Origin of the sequence: Exiguobacterium sp. UBA3968, from assembly GCF_002385115.1 — a bacterium.
Classification (GTDB): domain Bacteria; phylum Bacillota; class Bacilli; order Exiguobacteriales; family Exiguobacteriaceae; genus Exiguobacterium_A.
The window spans coordinates 124,583-147,021 of the sequence record NZ_DGCW01000007.1; the positions used below are offsets into that span (position 1 = coordinate 124,583).

General features: G+C 44.7%; 22 protein-coding genes. 9 read left to right on the forward strand and 13 right to left on the reverse strand.

Annotated features, from left to right (window positions below; translation table 11 throughout):
- Positions 1-49 precede the first annotated feature (49 nt).
- The 4 genes from B3S86_RS13375 to B3S86_RS13390 form a co-directional block, all read right to left on the reverse strand.
- Complete coding sequence (locus B3S86_RS13375) at positions 50-910, reverse strand: hypothetical protein (protein WP_290753601.1); 861 nt, start codon at positions 908-910, stop codon at positions 50-52.
- Between the two features lie 67 nt (positions 911-977).
- Positions 978-1,961: a YhdH/YhfP family quinone oxidoreductase gene (locus tag B3S86_RS13380; protein WP_290753604.1), complete on the reverse strand. Its 984-nt coding sequence runs from the start codon at positions 1,959-1,961 to the stop codon at positions 978-980.
- A 255-nt stretch (positions 1,962-2,216) separates the two neighbouring features.
- On the reverse strand, positions 2,217-2,723 hold the full coding sequence (locus tag B3S86_RS13385; protein ID WP_035411922.1) for a hypothetical protein: 507 nt from the start codon (positions 2,721-2,723) through the stop codon (positions 2,217-2,219).
- Between the two features lie 49 nt (positions 2,724-2,772).
- Entirely contained in the window at positions 2,773-3,540 is a 768-nt protein-coding gene (locus B3S86_RS13390; protein WP_290753609.1) for a hypothetical protein, read from the reverse strand.
- 141 nt (positions 3,541-3,681) lie between these two features.
- On the opposite strand from B3S86_RS13390, the gene B3S86_RS13395 reads away from it, so the two are divergent.
- Positions 3,682-5,319: a glycosyl hydrolase family 28-related protein gene (locus B3S86_RS13395; protein WP_290753613.1), complete on the forward strand. Its 1,638-nt coding sequence runs from the start codon at positions 3,682-3,684 to the stop codon at positions 5,317-5,319.
- 39 nt (positions 5,320-5,358) lie between these two features.
- On the opposite strand, the gene B3S86_RS13400 is transcribed toward B3S86_RS13395, so the two are convergent.
- The 3 genes from B3S86_RS13400 to B3S86_RS13410 form a co-directional block, all read right to left on the reverse strand.
- On the reverse strand, positions 5,359-6,180 hold the full coding sequence (locus tag B3S86_RS13400; RefSeq protein WP_035411914.1) for a DUF1028 domain-containing protein: 822 nt from the start codon (positions 6,178-6,180) through the stop codon (positions 5,359-5,361).
- Between the two features lie 99 nt (positions 6,181-6,279).
- The gene (locus tag B3S86_RS13405; protein ID WP_290753617.1) at positions 6,280-7,683 is read right to left on the reverse strand and encodes a YfcC family protein; all 1,404 of its coding nucleotides are present in this window, start codon (positions 7,681-7,683) and stop codon (positions 6,280-6,282) included.
- A 237-nt stretch (positions 7,684-7,920) separates the two neighbouring features.
- Positions 7,921-8,202, reverse strand: a complete 282-nt coding sequence (locus B3S86_RS13410; protein ID WP_035411908.1) for a putative quinol monooxygenase — start codon at positions 8,200-8,202, stop codon at positions 7,921-7,923.
- Between the two features lie 156 nt (positions 8,203-8,358).
- Here B3S86_RS13410 and B3S86_RS13415 point away from each other — a divergent pair, with 156 nt between their 5' ends.
- From B3S86_RS13415 to B3S86_RS13430, 4 genes are all read left to right on the forward strand, one after another.
- On the forward strand, positions 8,359-8,844 hold the full coding sequence (locus B3S86_RS13415; protein ID WP_035411904.1) for a cupin domain-containing protein: 486 nt from the start codon (positions 8,359-8,361) through the stop codon (positions 8,842-8,844).
- A gap of 86 nt (positions 8,845-8,930) precedes the next feature.
- Positions 8,931-9,821, forward strand: a complete 891-nt coding sequence (locus B3S86_RS13420; RefSeq protein ID WP_214856595.1) for an aldo/keto reductase — start codon at positions 8,931-8,933, stop codon at positions 9,819-9,821.
- Between the two features lie 13 nt (positions 9,822-9,834).
- Complete coding sequence (locus tag B3S86_RS13425; RefSeq protein WP_290753625.1) at positions 9,835-10,767, forward strand: aldo/keto reductase; 933 nt, start codon at positions 9,835-9,837, stop codon at positions 10,765-10,767.
- A gap of 80 nt (positions 10,768-10,847) precedes the next feature.
- Positions 10,848-11,294 carry an OsmC family protein gene (locus tag B3S86_RS13430; RefSeq protein WP_156359014.1) on the forward strand — a complete coding sequence of 149 codons (447 nt, stop codon included), beginning with the start codon at positions 10,848-10,850 and terminating at the stop codon, positions 11,292-11,294.
- A 50-nt stretch (positions 11,295-11,344) separates the two neighbouring features.
- Here B3S86_RS13430 and B3S86_RS13435 read toward each other — a convergent pair whose 3' ends face one another.
- The 3 genes from B3S86_RS13435 to dcm form a co-directional block, all read right to left on the reverse strand.
- Positions 11,345-12,682: a Sau3AI family type II restriction endonuclease gene (locus B3S86_RS13435; protein WP_290753628.1), complete on the reverse strand. Its 1,338-nt coding sequence runs from the start codon at positions 12,680-12,682 to the stop codon at positions 11,345-11,347.
- 76 nt (positions 12,683-12,758) lie between these two features.
- On the reverse strand, positions 12,759-13,232 hold the full coding sequence (locus B3S86_RS13440; RefSeq protein ID WP_290753631.1) for a very short patch repair endonuclease: 474 nt from the start codon (positions 13,230-13,232) through the stop codon (positions 12,759-12,761).
- A 109-nt stretch (positions 13,233-13,341) separates the two neighbouring features.
- Complete coding sequence (dcm, locus tag B3S86_RS13445; RefSeq protein ID WP_056064764.1) at positions 13,342-14,607, reverse strand: DNA (cytosine-5-)-methyltransferase; 1,266 nt, start codon at positions 14,605-14,607, stop codon at positions 13,342-13,344.
- 187 nt (positions 14,608-14,794) lie between these two features.
- Between dcm and B3S86_RS13450 the strand changes: the two genes are divergently transcribed.
- Positions 14,795-15,979: a class I SAM-dependent rRNA methyltransferase gene (locus tag B3S86_RS13450; RefSeq protein WP_290753637.1), complete on the forward strand. Its 1,185-nt coding sequence runs from the start codon at positions 14,795-14,797 to the stop codon at positions 15,977-15,979.
- Positions 15,980-16,068: 89 nt separating this feature from the next.
- On the opposite strand, the gene B3S86_RS13455 is transcribed toward B3S86_RS13450, so the two are convergent.
- Complete coding sequence (locus B3S86_RS13455) at positions 16,069-17,061, reverse strand: zinc-binding dehydrogenase (RefSeq protein WP_035411886.1); 993 nt, start codon at positions 17,059-17,061, stop codon at positions 16,069-16,071.
- A 109-nt stretch (positions 17,062-17,170) separates the two neighbouring features.
- Between B3S86_RS13455 and pepT the strand changes: the two genes are divergently transcribed.
- Positions 17,171-18,406 (forward strand): peptidase T, encoded by a 1,236-nt coding sequence (gene pepT / locus B3S86_RS13460; RefSeq protein ID WP_290753643.1) that lies wholly within the window; start codon positions 17,171-17,173, stop codon positions 18,404-18,406.
- A gap of 88 nt (positions 18,407-18,494) precedes the next feature.
- Here pepT and B3S86_RS13465 read toward each other — a convergent pair whose 3' ends face one another.
- Entirely contained in the window at positions 18,495-19,364 is an 870-nt protein-coding gene (locus B3S86_RS13465; RefSeq protein WP_058713675.1) for a prohibitin family protein, read from the reverse strand.
- Positions 19,365-19,663: 299 nt separating this feature from the next.
- On the opposite strand from B3S86_RS13465, the gene B3S86_RS13470 reads away from it, so the two are divergent.
- Positions 19,664-21,286, forward strand: coding sequence for an ABC-F family ATP-binding cassette domain-containing protein (locus B3S86_RS13470; RefSeq protein ID WP_035411871.1), 1,623 nt, complete (start codon positions 19,664-19,666; stop codon positions 21,284-21,286).
- Positions 21,287-21,351: 65 nt separating this feature from the next.
- A complete protein-coding gene (locus B3S86_RS13475) occupies positions 21,352-21,732 on the forward strand; it encodes an NUDIX domain-containing protein (RefSeq protein WP_052019147.1) in 381 nt (126 codons plus the stop codon).
- 226 nt (positions 21,733-21,958) lie between these two features.
- On the opposite strand, the gene B3S86_RS13480 is transcribed toward B3S86_RS13475, so the two are convergent.
- Entirely contained in the window at positions 21,959-22,426 is a 468-nt protein-coding gene (locus B3S86_RS13480) for a hypothetical protein (protein WP_056064751.1), read from the reverse strand.
- Between the last annotated feature and the right edge of the window lie 13 nt (positions 22,427-22,439).

The following is a 22,439-nucleotide window of genomic DNA, read 5'->3' on the forward strand; positions in this document are numbered from 1 at the left end:
TTTTATGCGCAAAAAAGACGGATTCGCTTGGAGCAAATCCGTCTTTCCATTAGTCTTGTCCAGGATCACGGGCAAGACGTAAGCGCATCTTTCCGTTGTCCGGGAATACTTTCAATTGTAAAGATTCTCCCTCGTACCATGTCCCGTAGCTCGTATCGACGACAGGTTCACCGAGCGTTGACAAGGCGTTCGTTGAGGCATTCGTCCAGTCGATCGCTTCAATGATTCCGTCCGAGACGACGAGCAGGTATCCGGCGTTTGAGAAGTAATACGTATTGACCGCGTCCTGTTGCGTATTACCAACAGCACCATATTTTGCTTCGAAGTCAGCAATTGGTTTTCCGAGATACTGCTCCGGCTTATCAATCGGTTGGTTGGCAACTGCTTGCGAGAGTGCCGTAAGGACTGCTTTATCTGATGTTCCTTTTGGTGCTTCTAATCGGACATCGGTCTCAGGCAAATACCCTTCGATACTATCATTGAGTTTCAAGTGGACCATTCCGTCTTTTGCATCCAATACCTCATAGACATCACCTAAATCTGCTTTATAGATGACACTACTTCGGCTTGCATCGCGATAGACGTTCGCGAACGGACGTGTCACCCAAGCTGCTTGCGCATACTCTGCCACCTTTTTCTTTGATTTTTTCTTCTCTTTTTTCGCTTCTTTTGGATCCTTTGTCGAGGCTGTCTCTTTCTTCGACTTTTCGTTTTTCGTTGCTTGATCCGTCGTTTTCGGCTTCTCAAGCGTCGATGTTGCTTGAGAGGCATCGTTATTCGTCAACATATACAACCAGCCACCTACGATGAATAGCGTTGCTAAAATACCGCCAAACGCAATCCCTCGGCGATTGCGTTTCTGTTTCCGTCGTTCTTGTCGAGACTGTCGTTCCTGTTGGTGTTCACTCATGTATGGTTCCTCCTGAAAAGTCGACACAGTTTTTCCCCACTATACCACCAATGTTTACTCGAAATATTTAAATTTCGATGACAGTTCGACCACGGTGACGAGAAGTCAGCAGAGCTTCTGCGATTTTAGGTAAGTCGTTCAGTGTTTTGACGTCGACTTCTGATTCAAGATCGACGCGCCACTCATCCGCCAGCCGTTGCCATAAGATCTCTCGATATGCAATCGGTGTTTGTACCGCATCGATTCCGATCAAACGAACGCCACGCAGGATGAAGGGATAGACTGTCAGTGTCATCTCTGCCCCACCGACGTTACCACACGTCGTCACGACACCACCATACTGTACGAAGCGAATGACGGATGCGAGCAATGGACCCCCTACCGTATCAATGACACCTGCATACGTTCCTTTTTTTAATGGACGGTCTGTTTCTTCTAAGAACGTAGTGCGGTCTAATACCTCCGCCACACCTTTTTTAAGTAATCGTTCTTGTTCTACTCGTTTCCCGGTTACGGCGTGTACTGTATAGCCTAATCGAATCAGTAAGGCGATCGCAATCGTACCGACACCTCCTGTCGCTCCAGTCACAAGGATGGGTCCTGTCTCCTTTGAGACAATTCGTGACAGTTCATCGACTGATTGCGCTGCTGTCAATCCTGCCGTTCCATGCCGCATCGCTTCTAATGGACGAATGGATTCTGGAAGTGGCGTCACCCAATCGGCTGGTACACGTATGTATTCTTGAAATCCGCCCGAGGTATTCATTCCAAAATCAAAGCCATTGACGACGACCGCTTGACCGGTTTGAAACCGTGCATCTGTCGTTTGTTCGATATATCCTGCTGCGTCAACGCCTGGTGTGTGCGGATAGGATTTCGTCACCCCTCGATTACCCGACATCGATAAGGCATCCTTATAATTGACACAGGAATGCGTGACACGAATTAAGACGTCTCCTTCCGGTAAATCATCGACTTGTTTCGCCTCAACCTTCCCTTCATAGTTCCCATCCACCTCTCGTACGACGAATGCTGAAAAAGTGTGTTTCATGATGTCTCTCCTTTCTCTTGTGCTTCTCTATACCCTGTTGTTTCCATCGACACACTAAAAATCCCTGTCGTTTCTCAAAGAAACGACAGGGAGCGGGGACGGAAAAAAACATCAGCGTTCCATAGGTGGTCAAAGGTAACAGGTCAGCCTGTCAATGGTTCATGGTCATCGGTTTGCCATCGCCATCTCTTCTCCACAGAGGAAAATTGAGGTCCGTCCCCTCTCCTTGACGTGGAGTCTCACCACGTCAAGGAGTTACATATAACGTCCACCATCAAAGTCAATTGTCGTTTGATAGTTCGCGGCATTGATCGCATTCGATACTTTGTGTGCTTGCCGTTCCACTTCCTCCGCTTTTAAGCGATAGGCATCTGGATCGAATAAGGCATGACGAATGATCGTCGTCCCTTCAAATCCGTATTGGAACTCGCGTTTTGGTCGACTTGCGAGCATCTGATAATTTTGTGCCTTTGCCCGCAATTGGGTCGCCCACTCGATTGCTTCGACGAGCGGCATTTCTCCTTCGTCCGTCACGATGACAGTTTCTAGATTCGCCGCATAGACGAGACGATCCAAGACTCGCATATCATGACGCACGATGTCCATGGCGGCTTCGACGTCGGTTAAGCTCCGGCCTTGTTGTGCGGGGAGTGCTTCTCCCTTTTCTAAATCAATGAACGCTACGCGCTCCATTTCTTCAATCAGCTGATCAAGCTGTTTCCTCAGAATACTCTTTAATTTCACGGCATCTGCTAGGTACATCATCAACTCCCCTTTCCTATTCCATTTACGTCATTCCTTTCAAAAGGTTTCAATCAAACTGATGGACGAAGGCTCCGAATTCCCCCTGAATCGTTTGCTTGTCCATCTCCGATATCGTAGTAGCTCGGTCTGTATAGCGTTCTAAGAGATAGGCTTTTATTAGGACATGTGACGGTTGGAATCCGATACGCAGGCACCATTCCTGAAGTGTTTCTGTATCATGTCGCCGTAAGCGGGTCGGGAGTATCTGATTGAACTGGATGAGTTGTTTACGAATCCAGGCATCTGGTAGCTCGATCGAGTTCTCTTTTATAACAAAGTCGTTGTCTAAGGACTGTAACGGGGTGTCAGTTCTGATCGAGTCCTCATCCTGTTTCTTGGTCTTTCGACGTTTCCGCCAAACGATATAGCTTATGATGAATAGAGGTAGAACAATCAGACTCATCAGTAACATCGATGAGGACGATTCCCCTTTTTCATTCATACCTCGCTTAGCATTTTCAACCCCTACAACGATGAGCTTATTCTTTTTCGGTTTGAGGTCTTTCTGCTTTTTGAGCTTTTCATTCGTGTCCCAAACACGTAAATCTTCATCATTCTTCGTCTGCTTTTTAGGCAACCACGAAAGAAATGGAATGTTTAACAGCTTGCCGTTGTTCTTGCAGTTCGGTTTACACGATCCGTTCGCTTCGACTCCTGACATCTTTATCGCTTGTGGCTTCAATGCTTGAAAAGCCGCTTCCGTCAGCGGCTTACTGATCCCTAATATCAGCAAAATCAATCCGATACCAATTACGAGTCGTTTGCGAAGTGACATCAAAAGCCCTCCTTTTTATAAATCCATTATAATCCAAATTTATAATTTTAGTGTATTTTTATGGATGTTATGAAACAAGGAATGATTGTTCAATTAGAGGGGAAAAGGTAGACAGACCTATTCAGAGAGGAGAACTATTTCATGTTGAAACTCGATCACACGCATGATCCGTATCAAAATGCGGCGCTGATTCAAGAATACGTTGAAACATCAAGCAACGAACAGGCTGTTCGACAAGCAGAACAACTACTACACGATAGTACATTTATTGCACCACGACGTGATCCTAACCTCAGTCGAACACTTCGTTCGATGATCTCACCGTTATTTTTGACAAACCGTGATAAACATATTTTACCGCTGACACCAGCTTTCGTAACGCCACACGATGAGATTCGACCGAGTTGGTTCGGGCGGCTCAATCATGAGTTCGAACGTTTGATCAGTGAAGTCGAAATCGTTGATATCACTTCCTATGGTGCGGTCGGTGATGGACAGACAGATGATACACAAGCGTTCATCGAAGCGCTCGGTGATGGACATCGACAAGTCCATGTTCCAGCCGGTACGTACATCGTTCGAGGAATTCGTTTACCTAGTTATACGATTTTAACGGGAGCTGGCAAAGGGAGAACGATTATAAAGATGCACGATGACGCACCTAAAGGACGACGTCTTGTGACGAACCAAAATTATCTCCTTGGCAATCATCACCTGCTTGTTGAGAAAATGACGCTTGATTGGAACATCAAACGAATCGGTGACGCAAAGAAAAGTAGCACATGGGGCAATCACTCCAGTTGTCTCACATACGCACATGTCACTTATGGTTGGGTCTTTGATGTCGAAGCTGTCAATCCAGGACTCCATTGTTTTGATATCTCGACACCGTATTACAATTACAACGGGGACGGTGCTCGAGCGAACTTAAGTAGTTCATTCATCTGGTTCGATGGATTAACCGGTTACGGGTTCGGAGACGACGGGATCACGACGCATCATAGTGACCATCTCTTCATCTCGAACTGCTTTATGCATGACCCGAGTGGACGTGCCCATGCAGAAGGTTTTTCCAATTCGAACGGGATTGAAATCGATGATGGGTCACGCGATGTCTGGTTATTCAATAACGCATCAAGTCGTTGCTTCGGTGGACTTGAAATCAAGGCGCATGCGACCTCTTCTGCTGCCTCAACCGTTAAAATCGTTGGTCATTTATCAATTGATGACCACCGTGCCTTTAATTTCCGCCATATCGGGCATCATCAAGCAAGTGATCCAACATCTCAGACGGCTTACAATATCATCGCAACGCGCTTGATTGCTCAGACTCCTCAATATACGGCGCTATATGCGAATTCAAAACCGCGCGCTCTCGTCGTTTCCGCTTATCGTAATGTCGTTATTCATGATTTCACGGTGCTCGGTGATCCGTATTATGACTACCAAGAACAGCCAATGATCGGAATTCAATATAAGGCACGCAATGTTACGATCAGTCAGTTAAAAATGAGTGGATTTCGCCACGCGAAAACGGATATCCAAATCTTTGGTGGAGAAAACGGAGCTGAGGATGTATGCCTTCGGGATATCCGGATCGAGGATTCTGCCAAACACGGGATTACGATCGGTCCTGACATCAATCGCGTCAAGTTAACGAATGTGGCACTAAAAGGAGAGGGGACAGTTGGCTTGAATGCTAAATCGGAACCGGAAATGGAACGGTTCATCGCGACCGGATTTAAAGTACCGATTCGTGCTCAGTCGACGCAAGCATGAACAAAACGACAGGATGGACCGTGGTCCATCCTGTCGTTTTCATTGGGATCGAATGTACGCGAGGACACGTGTATCAATCGCACGATCCGCTTGTTCGCGCATCTCAAAGTTTTCCGTATGCAGATATGTCCGGAGCGCTTCTTCGAAATCACCGCGGTAGCCAAGTGTCAATAATTTATCCATCAACTCCGACTCTAACGCATCATCGATGGGCTTGATTTCTTCCGGCTTACTCGGTTGTAGGTAAAGTGTGTGCAATTGATAGATACGTTCGAGTTCTTCAATTGGATTCGGGTGATCATCAACACGTAGATCAATATAGCGATCGTTGAATCCACCGTACCCGCCACCTTCCTTAACGACGAGCAGTGCTGCTGATTGCATCCCACGCGAGTCCCCGCCTGCTGCTTGCCCCGCAGCCAACGCACGCAACAACCGTTCTGCGAGTGGCCCTTGCGTCGATTCAAAGACACGTGCCATCTCTTTGACCGTATTGCCATCTACAAGAATATTCCCTTGCGCCGCAAAATGTTTCCCCGCAATTCCGCCTGCCCAGTCGTTACATCTCTCTCCCGTAAAAGTCGCACTTTTGCCCTGCGCATCGATGATTCCGACTTGACGATCTGCTCGCCCTTCATCCGCTTCCGTTAATCGACGGAGCACTTCATCCGCTGAAGCGCCTTGTTCGATCATCTGCAACCCTTCAGGGCCATACGTCGTATTTGCAAATGATTGTGTCGCTACAGCACCTACTCCCGCTTTCGCAAACGGAACAGCACTCCCAACAGCTAAAAATTTTGATTGGACAGCAACACCCCACGCTTGTTCTTTTTCGCAATAACCAACGATTGAATATGTCACTTCAGTTCCCCCTTTAGTCACTTCTCTATCCGTTCGTGATAACGCTTCCCGATTCCTGCAACATAAAAACCTTCCGGACAGATGTCCGAAAGGTCGACTTCATTGAATACCGAGCGTCACAGCAAGTAATAAGGCGGCACATGCTAAAGCAATCCAAATCGCGAAGAGTTTCCAGACGAAACGTAACCATTGCTCATACGGAATACCTGCGATCGCAAGAAACGCCATCAAATGCGCACTTGTCGGAAAAATCATGTTCGTCAATCCATCTCCGTATTGAAATGCTAAAACAGCTACTTGACGCTCGATACCGAGTAAGTCAGATAAAGGTGCCATGATTGGCATCGTTGTCGCGGCTTGCCCGCTCCCCGATGGAATGAAGAAATTCGTGATCAGTTGTACGATGTACATTCCGATGACAGCGAAGAACGTTGGTAAATGTCCTACGGCATTCGATAAGCCGTAAATGACCGTGTCAATGACACGACCTTCTTCAAGAATGACGACAATGGCACGGGCAAAGCCAACGATCAATGCACCGAACGTCACGGCTTTCGCCCCGTCAATCAGACTCTCAAAAGTACCGTTCACACCGAGTGTGATGATCCCAGCAATCAGTCCAATGATCAAGAACGAGGCTGTCAGTTCCGTCAAATACCAGCCCCGCTCGAAAATTCCGATGACGTTGAGCGTGATTCCACCGATCAAAATCAGTAAAACAAAAGCATGACGTTTCGAAAAGCGTGAAATCGTCGTTGCTGCTTCTTCCGCACGACGTTGTTCGAGATCATAAACGAGGCTACGCGTTGGATCCTGTTTGACTTTCCGTGCGTAAGTCATGACATAAAGAATCGTTACGACTAAGAAAACGATATAAACGGCGGTTCGATAACCAAGACCGCTAAAGAGTGGAACTTCCGCGATCGATTGAGCAACACCTACCGTAAACGGATTCAGCATCCCGCCAGCAAAACCAACCGCCGCTCCTAAACTAACGATTGCAGCTCCTGTCATCGCGTCATAACCGAGTGCGCGCGCGAGCATGATACCAATCGGTACAAAGATGATTGTTTCCTCTGCCATCCCGATTGTTGCTCCGGCAATCGAAAAGACGAACATCGTCATCGGAATCATGATGTGTCCCTTTTGACCAAACCGACGAATCAATTGATTGATTCCCGCTTCGATGGCACCCGTTTGACGAATGATGCCAAAGACACCACCGACTAAGAAAATGTAAAAGATGATCGCAGCGCCTGCTTCCATTCCTTTCGGAATCGCTTCGAATAAACCAAAGAAATTGACAGGTGCAGACTCCACCGCGCGATAGGTACCATCGATAACGACGGTCTGACCATCCTGTTTTTCACGGTCGAATTGTCCTGCTGGAAGCGTGTACGTCAAGATGACTGAAATAATGAGAATCGCCATGATGATGGCATATGTATGAGGCATCTTGAAGAATGATCGCTTCGACTCTGGTGCATTCGTTCGTTCATTCATGATAAAAGCCTCCTTTTTGTGTCATTATAAGAATAATGCCCTAATCAGGGAAAAACTAACAGTTTCAATGAAATGTCATACGATTGTAAAAGAAAAGTGGAACATTTTTAATCAAATCTTCATCTGAAGATAAACTAGCGAAGGAGCGCGTTGTATAAAACAAAAAAGAAAGATATCCTAGGTCACAAAACCTAGAATACCTTCCTTATGTGTTACATTCGCTTCTAACTCGTTTCATTATGCTTGGAATGATTGAACGTCCAATGGTTTAGCAAGAGCTGTTTGAGCAAATGCAACGAATTGTCCGAAATGAGCACTTGTGTTATGAGCTTCGATCGCAGCTTGGTCTTCCCATTTTTCAATCATCATGAAGACATTTTCGTCTTCTGTACTTTGGAACAGATCGTAGCTGATGTTTCCAGCTTCAGCACGCGATCCTTCTACTAATGTTTTAGTTGCTGCTAAAAATTCTTCTCGTTTTGCGGGTTGTACTTCTAACTTTGCTTCGATGGCGATCATCGGAAAGCCTCCTTTGTAATTTCGTTAACTTAAGCATCGTAGCACCTCCCGATTCGTTACGCCATAAAGATGCTCGGACGATTGATGATATTTAATTACGGGTAATTATAGAGGGAATTATTACTTTTTACCACATCAGAGAAGGGAGCAACGAAGATGCGTGTTGAGGTATTTTACTTTGAGGATGACGGACATATTCCGAATAACCCTAATTTTCCGGTGTTGATTTATCGGCATGCATTTGAAGAACCGTCACGCATCGAACAGACTTTCCATTCACATGACTGGCGCAATAGCTGGGTGGATGGCATTTTTGATTTTCATCATTATCATAGTATCGCCCATGAAGTGATTGGTATTCTCGAAGGACATGCGACCGTCCAACTCGGTGGTCCACTCGGTAAGACCTTCACCTTGACGAGTGGAGATGTTCTCTTACTTCCTGCAGGCACAGGACACAAAGCACTTGATACAAGTCGACACTTCCGTGTGATCGGTGCCTATCCGAATGGTCAAGACTACGACACACTGACAGGTCAAACAAGTGAACGTCCGGAAAATCTTCAGCGTATTCGTCAGGTGATGCGTCCCAAAAAAGATCCCGTCCTCGGCGATCATGGTCCCTTATTTGAGCATTGGTGACGTCTCTTTCTCTTGAAGAAGACGTTTTTGTTCAGAGTTCGCGTGGTAAACCCTACTATTGTCTCTCTACTTAAAGGAGGAATTCGATGAACGCAACAGAAAAGACGCTAATACTTGCTGCGTTAAAGCAAAAAACAGTGACGTTTCCCGATCAGACACATGTGCGCGCACTCGGACAAGGCACGTGGCGGATGGGGGAAGAGTCGGAGAAGCACGAAGCAGAAATCGAAGCACTCCGTGTCGGTCTCGATAGCGGAATGGAACTCATCGATACGGCAGAGATGTACGGGGAAGGCGCCTCTGAAGAATTGATTCGCGACGCGATCGCTGATCGACGCGAAGAAGTCTTTCTTGTCTCGAAAGTCTATCCTCATCACGCTGGTGGGGAAGCGTTAAAAAAAGCTTGTTCCAAATCGCTTGAACGTCTCGGTACGGATTATCTTGATCTCTATCTTCTTCACTGGCGTGGCGACATTCCACTAAAGGAAACCGTTGAAGGACTGGAAGCCTTAAAACAAGAGGGTAAGATTCGCCGTTGGGGTGTATCGAACTTTGACGTATCAGACATGAAAGAACTGTTGGCACTACCGAACGGTGATCAGTGTGCTGTCAATCAGGTACTTTATCACCTCGGCTCACGCGGAATCGAGTATGAACTGCTCCCGTTACTACGCGAACATGGTATTCCAGTAATGGCGTATTGCCCACTAGCTGAAGGTGGTTCACTGCGTGATCAACTCCTGAATCATCCGACCGTCGAGGAACTCGCTGAGACACATGGTGTTGAACCGGCACAGATCTTACTTGCTTGGGCGATGCGCGAAGGTGACGTCATCGCAATTCCTAAAGCAGGACAAGCACATCATGTCGAAGCCAACGGTCGCGCCGCACTTTTGAATTTAACAAAAGAAGAGCTAGCTGCACTTGATCAAGCGTTCCCAGCACCAACAAAAAAAGAACCACTCGATATCGTTTAAGGAGGTCATTTTCATGACAAAACATGTTCAACTCGGTCAATCTAACCTATTCGTTCACCCAATCGGTCTCGGTACGAATGCTGTCGGTGGACACAACTTGTATCCAAATCTCGATGAGCAAGCAGGACGCGATCTCGTTCGTGTCGCGTTACAGCAAGGGATCAATTTCCTCGACACAGCTTTCATCTACGGACCAGAACGTTCGGAGGAACTCGTCGGTGAAGTCTGGCACAACACGGTCGCTCGAGAAGATGTCGTCCTCGCGACGAAAGGTGCGCATCAGTTCGTTGACGGAAACGTCGTCATGAACAACTCACCTGACTTTCTCCGTCAATCGGTCGAAGATAGTTTAAAACGTCTTAAAACAGACTATATCGATTTATATTACATCCATTTCCCAGATGAATCGACACCGAAGGATGAAGCCGTCGCTGCACTTGCTGAACTGAAAAAAGAAGGAAAGATTCGCGCGATTGGTGTCTCGAATTTTTCACTCGAACAACTGAAGGAAGCGAACAAGGACGGACATGTCGACGTCTATCAAGGAGAATACAATCTGTTTAAACGGGATGCAGAAAAAGAGTTACTTCCATACATCGTTGAGAACGGCATGTCCTTCGTTCCGTACTTCCCACTCGCCGCTGGATTATTGGCAGGGAAATATACGAAGGAGACGACGTTTGAGGATTTACGAAAAAACGACCCGTTGTTCCAAAAAGACGTCTTCGAACAAAACCTCGCAAAAGTCGATCAATTGCGTCCAATCGCAGACGCACACGATGCGGAAGTCGCACATGTCGTACTCGCCTGGTATTTGGCACAAGATGGCATCGATGCCATCATTCCTGGTGCGAAACGACCGGATCAGGTGACAGATACGTTGCGTACGTTAGACGTTCAGTTGTCGCAAGAGGATATCGAAAAAATCGATCAAATTTTTAGCTGATCGTTCTCTTCTTATGCACATGAGCAGAATAGGCGAAAAATCATGCTGAACTTCGTATGATGGAGGCATGGAGGCGATTGATCATGAAGCACCATTTTCATTTAACTGCAGACTGGCCGGGAAATCGCAATGATGTCGGTCAGATCGAGACAGGTGAGTTAAAAACAAAAATTTCAATTCCGGACGCTATGGATGGTCCAGGGGTTGGCACGAATCCAGATGAGATGTTGCTTGGCGCAGCTGCTACATGCTATATCATCACGCTTGCCGCAATGCTTGAGCGTAGTAATATCCCAAAAGTCTCCTTAACGATGGAATCTGAAGGCATCGTTGATGTCACGAACGGCGTCTTCACATACGATGCGATCATTCATCGTCCGAAACTCTTATTACCAGCCGATCTGTCGGATCGTGATGTGGAGAAGGCGCAACGTCTCGCTGAAAAAGCAGAAGGTTCGTGTATGATTACGCGGGCACTGGCTGGTAATGTCAAAGTATCGCTTGAGGCTGTTGTGGAGCGTGTGTAAAAATAAAAATGAGGATTACTCTAGCGCTAGAGTAATCCTCATTTTTATTTTTAATCAGTTTTCACGATACTCATGATGTACTCACTATTCAACCAAAAACATTTTTTCGTCGCATGTCTACCTGATGGTGTAGGATAAGTATCTTTTTTATTTTTGGCCTTAGGTCTCACGTGGCAAACCGAAAACTCCGATTTTTTTGGTAACGAGTTCTCTTCATTTCTTCGAATTCGTCGAACCGTTTCCTCCCACACCACTTTGACTTCGTTATCGAGTACATCTATCGGCATATTCCACACCACTGAGTGACTGAAAGTATATTCCTTATCTTGATTTTCTTGAAAAACAACGAATAAATATTTAGTAGTTTCAAACATCTCTCTTAAATCAGATTCTTCCCATGACTGATTAACGATTTCAGTATACTTGAACGGCGGGAAGGACATGCTCTCTTTAATTTTTCCGTTTTTTCCAATTCTGATAGTTTTCAATTTGATTTTCGCTTTCTGGAACTCCTCGGATTTCTCAGCGTTTTCAAAAGAAGCGTTAAGCATTTTAGAAGCTAATATCGCTAGTTTTGATTTCGCACTCGAACTTACTTCGAACTGTCGCTCTAAATCGATGACTAATCGCCCTTTGAATTCATTCATCCGCATCGTTAGCCATTCTTCCAAACGCATTCCTGATAAATCATCAGTCATTTTCTCGAACGTAGATTTCCCTTTTAAAATGTATTCATTCAAGAGTACTGTCATATAAGAACTTTTCAAAGAGAATGCTCGTTGCATAGCCTTCGTATCCGAAAATGGTTGTTCACGTAAACTGTTTTTGTTAGCACCTTTCGTACATGCACCTAAGTAACTCGTATCTCCCTCTGAAAGAAGATGCGCTTCTCCTCTCTTGATTTTATCTACTATGAACTGCCAGTCAGCTTTGATGATTTCCAAATCTTTTTGGGGAAACTCGAATAATTGAGCATGCGTAATCGGATAGTCCAAACGCTCCATCTCTTCACGCCATAAGTAGTTCACAAGCAACAAAAGGCGATTCTTGTAGTAAAAACTACTTTCGTCAAAAGATTCCTTAACGACATCTTGATAATTGATCATATTGAGAACGAGTCGCTCTTTAGCAGAAAAACGATTACCCTTCTTTAATTTCTTGTATGGTGTGAGTTTCAACTCCACTCCAGCTTCAGCAAAATCAGGAGCAGCATCAGAATTCGGTTTATATCCGAAATAATGTTCCTCCAATAGATTACCTAAATTCCCTTTAGACGATTTATTCTCAATGGCTTTAGGCATTACTTCACGGAAGCTTTTACCAATCAAACCTTTAGCATGTCTTTCGATATCAATAGGATTACCAACGTCATAGTCAACTTTTCTCAAAAAAAACACCTCATTAAACTATTTTATGGACATTATACCAAAAATAGTTTAATGAGGCTTGAACTCAATCATCATATCAATCACATGGATTATCTAAATCAAAATCTTCTTCCAAGGGCTCATGAATCTGACTAGCGACATCTTCCGGAAGATGCTTAGTTAAGTTCTTATAGGTATCTTCGATTTCTTTGATGACTCTATCGAAATCATTATTGACTTCGTGTTCCCAAAATCTTAATATAGTCCAGTTCTCACATAAATAATGTTCCGTCTGTTCCTTGTCCCTCTCCCTATTTCTTTTGATTTTATTTCTCCAAAAATCGACATTGGATTTGGGTTGTTTATAATGAATAGGGCAACCATGCCAAAAGCAAGAGTCTAGAAAAACCACTAACCGCACTCCCGGAAAAGCAATATCAGGAGTACCCAGCAGCTTTCGATAGTTCTTACGATAACGTAAACCACGATGCCATAATTCGCTTCTTACCTTCACTTCCATTTTCGTATCCTTACCTCGTACTTTACTTAAGTTCTTATTCTTGACCGCCATACTCCCCCTCCTCGGAATGATTCAATTGATATCCTATTCCCTTCATCGCAATCATAGAAAACAAAAAAAGATGCCATGATATTCTAATCAAGGCATCCCAAATCTTATATTAATTGTTCAAAAAGAACTTTTCTTGTAACGGAATATCTTCCATATGCTTATTTTCGATTTCTTCGATTCTTTTTCCCATACGTTCAATCAAGCCTACGACCAAAGCATTACCCATACAGAAATAACGCATCCGATCACTCATCGTATTCGTCCACTCATCAGGAAAACCATTCAATCTCTCACATTCTAGTGGCGTCAAGAATCTTCTTCTCCCATTGACCTCTACTACATGCGAACTACGATTCGTCGTTCCTTCACTAGTCAGCATCGTACGCCCAGGCTTATCCAAATCATCGATTTCAGACATGCCACCCTCTGAGTAGATATACTTATGCCCATCAACGGAAGTTCGCTCTATTTTTTTAGGTCCACGTAAGAAATTAAATTTTTCGATAGCAGCTTCAGATAGGTAGAATTTATCCGGTACGCTGTCTTCAGGTTGAAGAATGTCTCTCAGCAATATCGGTTTCTCGAAGACTGGTTCTGTGTGAATCGAGTAGAAATTCCCGTTCTCCATATATCCTGAATTGTGGAAGTTCGCTGAGAACTTATCTGAAATTTCGACGATGTCATCTGGTAGTTTGCCGATTAACTTTCGATTTTTAATGACTTCATGCTTAACAGGGAATGCTGGACTAAAAAATCCTTTTTCGAATAGTATATCATCCGATTCATAAGATTCTAACTCTTTTGAGAACCCTAAATCATTTCTAGTCGCGAATATGAAAACACGGCGTCGACGTTGAGCTTGTCCATACTCCGCTGCGTTGATGACTCTCCATTCGACTTTATATCCTAAGTCTCTGAATGTAGCCAACATGACAGCAAAATCTCTTCCTCGTTGACTAGCAGGAGATTTCAATAAGCGATCTACATTTTCTAATAAGACATATTTAGGTGATGTCGCTTCAATGACTCGTTTGATCTCCCAGAAAAGCACGCCTTTCTTACCTTGGATTCCTTTCTCGCCAGATAAACTTCTAGCTACAGAGTAATCTTGGCAAGGAAACCCTCCTACAATCAGTTGAGCATCCAAGTTTTTGAATGCTTCATCACTGACTTTCGTAATATCTTCGTTCGAATGGATACCTTCTTTAAAATTAGACGCATAGCAGTTAAATGCATCTTGTGCTTTTTTCGAAGGTTCCCACTGATTCCCCCATACGACTTTAAAAATCTCTGGATTCGCTTTCTCTAGACCTACTCTAAATCCACCAACACCAGCGAACAACTCAATAGTATTTAAATTCATGTATTTACTCATAAATACGAACGTCCTTTCGTAACATCAATAAACTCATTATAACAAACAAAATAATCATTGCATAGATCGAAATTTCATTTTTCGAAAGAATGAATACAGAACGAAATCGCCAGTTATCCACATGTGGATAACCCCATTTATGGTATACTTATGACACTTATCCACAAGTAGAAATGAGGAAACTTACATGTCTCGTGAACTCTATCCGATCGTCGTCAAACCAGAATGGATTGAATCGATTCGAAGCGGGTATCCCGCGTTACGCAAGGAAATGTTCGAAGCCTTACAACATGTCAAAGAGGCAGGCGGACTGCTCCATCTGATGACAGAACATAAAGAATACCTCGCGACTGGTTATTTTGGCAAGCAAGAAAAAGGTGTCGGTTGGACTCTCTCAATGGACGAGCAAAAAGCGATTGATGTCGACTTCTTCAAACAACTTTTTGAACAAGCATTAGACAAACGAAACGAATTTTTTGAAGAGTATTCAGAAGCCTTCCGTATTTTTAACGGTGCAGGAGATGGTATCGGTGGTTTGACAATTGATTGTTACGATCATCATTACCTTATTACATTCGAAAATGAAGGCATCTATACATTCCGTCCATTGATTCTTGAAGCTCTTGAATCACTACTGAATTACAGAAGCATTTATGAAAAACGAGATTTCCTCGTCGATCTTCAACCCGTCAAAGGCGACGACTTTTTGAAAGGGGAACGAGGCGATTTTCCTGAAGTCGCACAAGAATACGGTGTGTTGTATGAGTATGACTTGGATGCTGGTATGCGGACTGGTTTTGACATTGCCCAACGTGAACTTCGCCGAATCCTTCTCGATTCCGTCGAACGAAAAACCGTACTTAATCTCTTTTCTGATACAGGAACATTAACGGTAGCTGCCCTTTATGGTGAGGCTGCTCAAACGACAAGCGTTGATTTCTCGACACGTAGTCGAAATAAGACAAAAGATAATCTTGTGTTGAACAGTTTTACTCCTGAGAAACAGAAGATTTTAGTTCAGGATGCGTTCGACTACATCGAACAAGCGGATAAGAAGACTCGTTTTGACGTCGTCTTGTTCCATCCGCCCGTACAAGTCAATACACGAACACGTCAGTTTCGGACCGAACAGGATCTCGCTCTTTGGATCCAAAAAGTCATTCATTTGACGAATCGCGGAGGACTGCTTGCGATTACGACAGATAGTCCCGCTCTTGATGCGTCACAATTGAAAAAAGCTGTGGAGCAGGCGTTCAACAAGTTGCGTCAAAAATTTGAAGTCGTATGGGAGCAGCCGGAGCAGAAAGATTTCCCGACTCCTCCTTCCATGCCACAACTCAATCCAAAAAGTATTCTTGTTCGCCGTAAATGACGTGTTATCTAAAAAATCCGCTACTGAATTTTTCAGTAACGGATTTTTTATATTTTAACAGGAAATGTAAAATGAATGGAGAATCATTTTTAATGGGTTGGATATACACTCACTTTACCAAAGTGTGATGTTTGATCAAATCGTTGATAGAGATCGTTTAACGCATCGCGTTCATAGGGAATCTGCTCTTCAATCCGTATTTCAATCACTCCTTCTTCCACTAAACGAATGAGTTCTGCTAAGTGATGTTGCTGTTGCTTCATCTCCTCTACTTTTCCTTTTAGCAACGGGAGCGCGACGAACACAGCTTCGAGTGACAAGGCTTTACTATGCATCATCGTTAAATCTTGTGTCGTCCGTGTCGCGATCGAAATGATGCGTCCCCGCTCTTTTGCGAGTATGAACGATTCTTGTAAATGGTCACCACCCACTGTATCAATGATGACGTCGAATCCATCCAGATCGAGTCGTTTGAGCAATGTTTCAGCTGATTCTTCCTTGTACCGGTGAATGCGAATCCCTTTTGCTTCTAGCCAAGCTGCCTTCTCGTCAGAAGAGGCGCTCGCTGTAACGTCACATCCATAATGACGAGCCAGTTGAACGGTAAGATGTCCTACTCCACCCGTTCCGCCTGCTACATATACGCGGATTCCTGGGGTAATCGCGATTCGCTCTTTTAAAATTTCCATTGCTGTCAATCCAATCACCGGTAAACAACCAGCAACCTCAGCCGATACCCCTTCCGGTCGTAAGACTGCCATTTGTTCAGGCACAAGCATTTCTTCCGCTAACGCACCGGCGCGTTTTCCAAGTCCACCGCCGAATGCGACGATGCGATCGCCGACAGAAAAAGACGTCACACCCTCCCCGATTTCAATCACTTTCCCCGTTACATCACCCTGGAGAATTCCAGTCGTTGAAGCCGCCGCCACATGTCCGAAAAACATCTTCGTATCAAGTGGATTGATGCTTGACCCCTCGATTTGAACCCGTAATTCGTACTTCCCCGCTTTTTCGGGTGTGACGTCTTTTTCTGTAAGTGATGCATTTTTTCCGTACTGATCGACTACGAATGCTCTCATGAAGAATTCCCCCTTTTTCAATATTATTCTATCATGATTCAGAATTCTCTCACATTAGTCGTTCATGCTATGATGAAGATATCTTATGACGAGAAGGGACGTTTTTGATTTGAAACAAGAATTGATTGATCGTCTAACTACATACGTGAAAGTCGATACACAGTCGAACTATGAGAGTATGACTGTTCCAACGACAGAAGGGCAATGGACACTAGCTCGTTTGCTCGTAGAAGAATTAAAGACAATTGGCATGGAAGAAGTCACCGTTGATGATAATGGTTATGTCATGGCGACATTACCTGCCAATACAGACGCAGACATTCCAACAATCGGTTTTCTCGCTCATCTCGATACAGCGACAGACTTCACAGGTACGAATGTCCGTCCACAACTCGTGGAAGCATATGACGGAAATCCCATCACATTAAGTGAAGTGCCATCCGTCATTCTATCGCCAACTGATTTTCCTGCACTGCACAACTACGTCGGTCACACCTTGATGACGACAGATGGGACGACATTACTCGGAGCCGATAATAAAGCCGGAATCGCAGAAATCATGACAGCCATGCATCATTTGATTTCACATCCGGAAATTAAGCATGGTCGCATTCGTGTTGCCTTCACACCTGACGAAGAGATTGGTCGTGGACCACATCACTTTAATGTCGAAGCGTTCGATGCCACGTATGCTTATACGGTCGACGGCGGTCCGCTTGGTGAGCTTGAATACGAGAGCTTTAATGCGGCGGCGGCTAAAATCGTCTTCCACGGAACAAATGTCCATCCGGGAACAGCAAAAGATAAGATGGTAAATTCGCAGAAACATGCGATGGCGTTCCACGATCGTCTTCCCGGAGAAGAGTCTCCTGAATTCACGGATGGTTTTGAAGGATTCTTCCATCTGATTTCATTTGACGGTTCGGTCGAAAAAACGACGCTCGACTACATCATTCGTGATTTTGATCGTGAAGCCTTCGAGGGACGGAAACACTTCTTGTCTGCCCTTGTCGATGAGTGGAACAAAAAGTATGGTGCTGGTAGTGTGGAAATCGACTTACACGATCAGTACTACAACATGCGTGAAAAAATCGAGCCCCACATGCACATCGTTGATATTGCTCATGCAGCGATGGAGTCGCTTGATATTACGCCAATCGTTAAACCGATTCGTGGTGGAACAGATGGATCACAACTCTCATACATGGGACTTCCGACACCGAACATTTTTACCGGCGGTGAGAACTATCATGGCAAGTTCGAGTTCGTCTCTGTGGATAACATGGTGAAAGCAACACAAGTCATCATTGCCATCGCTCAAGGTTTTGAACAAGCTTCGCACTAATCAAAAAGCAGATTCTCAGCGCTGAGAATCTGCTTTTTTCACGTCTACCATTGTGGTCTTTAAGCGGTTTATCTTAGACATATTTCAATTAGTTTTTTTCTTGTGTCGTACCGTCAGGAATCGGTAGTTGAACCATACTCCCTGATCCACTGACGAGTGGAGATTTCCCGTCCCACTTCTTGACAGCTTCGTATTGAATCATTTCTTTCGTCAACGTCTTCTGTAATTCTTTTTGTGCTTTTGCCAACCCTTGAGCTTCGATCAAACGCGCATCGGCTGCTCCTTTTGCTTCTACGCGAAGACGTTCTGCCTCTGCTTTAGCGATTTCAAGATCCGTTTTCTTTTTATCGAGTTCCTGCGACGCTTTGACACGCGCATCGATTGCTTCCTGTGTCTTTTCATCTGGTTTTGGTGCACCGAGTGCGACATCCTCGATGATGAAACCGATGTCCTTGACGTCTTCTGCAAACTGCGTCTGAATGCTCGTCGAGACGTTTCCTGATTTTTCACCGAACAGTTCAAGGACGGTAACTTTCGAGATTTGCTCACGCGACGCATCATAGAGTCGTTGTTTCAAGTAACCTTTGGCAATCTCATCGATTTCGATCGGTCCGAACTTGTTGAAGACTTTTGTCACCTTATCCGGCGAAACGGAGAAGCTGTATGTAAAGTCGACGACGATGTTCTTTCCGTCTTTAGTCGCAAGCGTCATGTTATCAAGCGATTTCGTCTGTGTACGGATCGGATACTCCGTCACCCGTGTGATTGGTGAAACGACATGCCAGCCTTGCGATAACGTCTCATCTTTGACACCGCTTGACGGGGTATAAACGACACCAACTTGTCCGGGTTCGATTTGTTCGACGACGAACGGCGTTGTAGCCAGCAGGGCTAATACAAGTACACCAGCGATGATCATCGATGGACGAATTTTTTTCTTCGGTTTGATTTCTCTCATTCTGAATCTCCTTTATCAATCTTTTCTTGGATATAGCGATAGAGTTCCATGCCAAGCAAAACGATGAGGGCGAAAAACAATAACGTGAAAAAGATGGCCATCTAACCCCTCCTCTAGCGAATTCCTTACTTTCTTCTACGCATCCATCTGGAAAATGTTTCATTATTTTAAATATCCGGTTGCTTATTTTTAATTTCTGTCCTAATATGGAAAGAACTTTGCCTGCTCTACGACAGATCATGATTTGTGGTACACTCGAATGAGCACATCACTTACTAGAAACGAGGGTTCATCTCTATATGATTACAGTACAAAACGTCGGTCTTCGCTTTGCGGACCGAAAATTATTCGAAGACGTTAACATCAAGTTCACGCCAGGTAACTGTTACGGTCTGATCGGTGCGAACGGTGCCGGTAAATCAACGTTCTTGAAAATTCTCGCTGGTGACATTGAAGCACAACAAGGCGATGTCATCATCACACCAGGCGAACGCTTAGGCGTCCTTCGCCAGAACCATTACGAATACGAAGAATTCCAAGTCATCGAAACAGTCATGATGGGACACAAACGTCTCTATGAAGTCATGAAAGAAAAAGATGCGATTTATATGAAAGAAGATTTTTCAGATGAGGACGGCATGCGTGCTGCTGAACTCGAAGGTGAATTCGCTGAAATGAACGGTTGGGAAGCGGAGTCGGAAGCAGCGATGCTTCTACAAGGACTTGGCATCAAGGAAGACCTTCACTCGAAAACGATGGCTGAGCTGACAGGATCTGAAAAAGTTAAAGTCTTGCTTGCCCAAGCATTGTTCGGTAAACCTGACATTCTTTTACTCGATGAGCCGACAAACGGACTCGACCTGAAAGCTGTCAAATGGCTTGAAGAATTCTTGATCGGATTCGAAAACACGGTCATCGTCATTTCCCACGACCGTCACTTCTTGAACAACGTCTGTACGCACATGGCGGATCTTGATTACGGTAAGATCCAACTGTATATCGGAAACTATGATTTCTGGTATGAATCAAGTCAGCTTGCTTCGCGTATGGCAAGTGACCAAAACAAGAAAAAAGAAGAGAAGATTAAAGAACTTCAAGCCTTCATCGCACGTTTCAGCTCAAACGCTTCGAAAGCGAAACAAGCGACGTCACGGAAGAAATTGCTTGATAAAATCACACTCGACGACATTCGTCCATCATCACGTCGTTATCCGTTCGTTGGCTTTACGCCAGAACGCGAAATCGGAAATGATCTCTTGATGGTCGATGGTCTCTCGAAGACGATCGATGGCGTCAAAGTCCTTGATAATGTCCGCTTCTCGTTGAACAAGACGGATAAAGTCGCGTTCATCAGCCAGAGCGATATCGCGATCACGACACTATTCAAAATCCTTATGGGTGAGATGGAACCGGACAGCGGTACATTCAAATGGGGCGTCACGACTTCCCAATCATACTTGCCGAAAGATAACTCGGAATTCTTCGAAGGCTCGGATAAGACGATCCTCGATTGGCTCCGTCAGTATTCACCGGCAGATGAGAGCGATACGTTCCTCCGTGGATTCCTCGGTCGGATGCTCTTCTCAGGAGAAGAAGTCATGAAAAAAGCATCTGTCTTATCCGGGGGCGAAAAAGTCCGTTGTATGCTTTCAAAAGCGATGCTCAGTGGTGCTAACGTCCTTGTACTCGACGATCCAACGAACCACTTGGATCTCGAATCGATCACGGCACTCAACGATGGTTTGATCGCTTATAAAGGCGCAATGCTCTTCAGCTCGCATGACCACCAGTTCGTCGAAACGATCGCGAACCGCATCATCGAGTTGACACCAAACGGTATCGTCGATAAAGAAACGACATACGATGAGTATTTGAACAACGATACGATCCAACAGCAATTAACAGCGTTATACGCACAATGATTTTAAAAGAGACCGGAACTGTCGTTTCGGTCTCTTTTTTGAACACGTTGAAGGAGGAATGCGATATGCGACATCGCGTATGCGCTGCGTTGATTGAAGAGCAACAGATTCTAATGGTCGAGTTACATACCCCTTCCCGGACATTTTGGACGTTACCCGGCGGAGGTGTCGAGAACGGTGAAACTAAAGAGCATGCCGTCGTGCGAGAAGTGTTAGAAGAAACGCATCTTCACGTCACGGTCGAACGGAAACTTTACGAGATTTCAATGGATCAAGGAACAGAGACATGTTTTCTCGTTCGCCGTGTCTTAGATAGTCCTGAACCTCGACTCGGGATCGATCCTGAACTATCGCTTGATCAACAAGAATTACGAGCTGTTCGGTTTCGACCATTAAAGGAGCTTCAAGATGATTCACAGATTTCTCGTTTGCGTCGACTATCGTAACGATATAATCTTTGGATTAAATGAAAATTTAATAACCGTTTTTATACTTAAAAATAGTAGTCGGTAACTAAGCTTTTTGATAATCCAAAATCGCTCGATCCAGCGATAGAAAACGAGAACGTTATCAAGGTGTCGACTGCCTATCCGTTTTACCGAGTGGTCACAAATCGTATACGAATCGATAAGATATGAAAAAACGGATTCTCAGGTGCGGGAATCCGTTTTTTCATGCATTGTTCTTCTTTTGTTTTGCTGCCTCTTCTTCGACACGTTGCAACAAGCCCTGAACAATTTTCTCGTTTTCTCGTTCGCCACCGAGTGACAAGAGACTTTTCCCAACGAAGTTTGCCCCTTCATTTTTTCCTGTATAAATCAACAGACAACGAGCGTGTCCAAGTGGTTTGAGCGTAAACGTCATCTCAATCTTAAATATTTTAGCTAACGTGAATCCAATCGTATTTTGTTTAAAGTCCGGCTCATTCGTATAGGCTAAATCGGTCACGATGTAGGTTTCGAGTCGGTTGCCCTGCATGTACGTTTGACGATACGTCGAACCGACGACACCCGGTTTTCGTTCAATCACCTCATGCTGGACGACGTTCGGAATCAGACGTTGCAGCCGCGTGTGATCAAACAAGTGCCATGCTTCCTCAATCGGGATATCGAGCTGTCGTTCTTCTCTCCACGTAATCATAGATCCGCCCCCT

Excerpts from the sequence above, each read along its gene's own strand:
- B3S86_RS13375 (WP_290753601.1), bottom strand. The coding sequence starts at position 910 with ATGAGTGAACACCAACAGGAACGACAGTCTCGACAAGAACGACGGAAA.
- B3S86_RS13380 (WP_290753604.1), bottom strand. The coding sequence starts at position 1,961 with ATGAAACACACTTTTTCAGCATTCGTCGTACGAGAGGTGGATGGGAAC.
- B3S86_RS13385 (WP_035411922.1), bottom strand. The coding sequence starts at position 2,723 with ATGTACCTAGCAGATGCCGTGAAATTAAAGAGTATTCTGAGGAAACAG.
- B3S86_RS13390 (WP_290753609.1), bottom strand. The coding sequence starts at position 3,540 with ATGTCACTTCGCAAACGACTCGTAATTGGTATCGGATTGATTTTGCTG.
- B3S86_RS13395 (WP_290753613.1), top strand. The coding sequence starts at position 3,682 with ATGTTGAAACTCGATCACACGCATGATCCGTATCAAAATGCGGCGCTG.
- B3S86_RS13405 (WP_290753617.1), bottom strand. The coding sequence starts at position 7,683 with ATGAATGAACGAACGAATGCACCAGAGTCGAAGCGATCATTCTTCAAG.
- B3S86_RS13410 (WP_035411908.1), bottom strand. The coding sequence starts at position 8,202 with ATGATCGCCATCGAAGCAAAGTTAGAAGTACAACCCGCAAAACGAGAA.
- B3S86_RS13415 (WP_035411904.1), top strand. The coding sequence starts at position 8,359 with ATGCGTGTTGAGGTATTTTACTTTGAGGATGACGGACATATTCCGAAT.
- B3S86_RS13420 (WP_214856595.1), top strand. The coding sequence starts at position 8,931 with ATGAACGCAACAGAAAAGACGCTAATACTTGCTGCGTTAAAGCAAAAA.
- B3S86_RS13425 (WP_290753625.1), top strand. The coding sequence starts at position 9,835 with ATGACAAAACATGTTCAACTCGGTCAATCTAACCTATTCGTTCACCCA.
- B3S86_RS13440 (WP_290753631.1), bottom strand. The coding sequence starts at position 13,232 with ATGGCGGTCAAGAATAAGAACTTAAGTAAAGTACGAGGTAAGGATACG.
- dcm (WP_056064764.1), bottom strand. The coding sequence starts at position 14,607 with ATGAGTAAATACATGAATTTAAATACTATTGAGTTGTTCGCTGGTGTT.
- B3S86_RS13450 (WP_290753637.1), top strand. The coding sequence starts at position 14,795 with ATGTCTCGTGAACTCTATCCGATCGTCGTCAAACCAGAATGGATTGAA.
- B3S86_RS13455 (WP_035411886.1), bottom strand. The coding sequence starts at position 17,061 with ATGAGAGCATTCGTAGTCGATCAGTACGGAAAAAATGCATCACTTACA.
- B3S86_RS13465 (WP_058713675.1), bottom strand. The coding sequence starts at position 19,364 with ATGAGAGAAATCAAACCGAAGAAAAAAATTCGTCCATCGATGATCATC.
- B3S86_RS13470 (WP_035411871.1), top strand. The coding sequence starts at position 19,664 with ATGATTACAGTACAAAACGTCGGTCTTCGCTTTGCGGACCGAAAATTA.
- B3S86_RS13475 (WP_052019147.1), top strand. The coding sequence starts at position 21,352 with ATGCGACATCGCGTATGCGCTGCGTTGATTGAAGAGCAACAGATTCTA.
- B3S86_RS13480 (WP_056064751.1), bottom strand. The coding sequence starts at position 22,426 with ATGATTACGTGGAGAGAAGAACGACAGCTCGATATCCCGATTGAGGAA.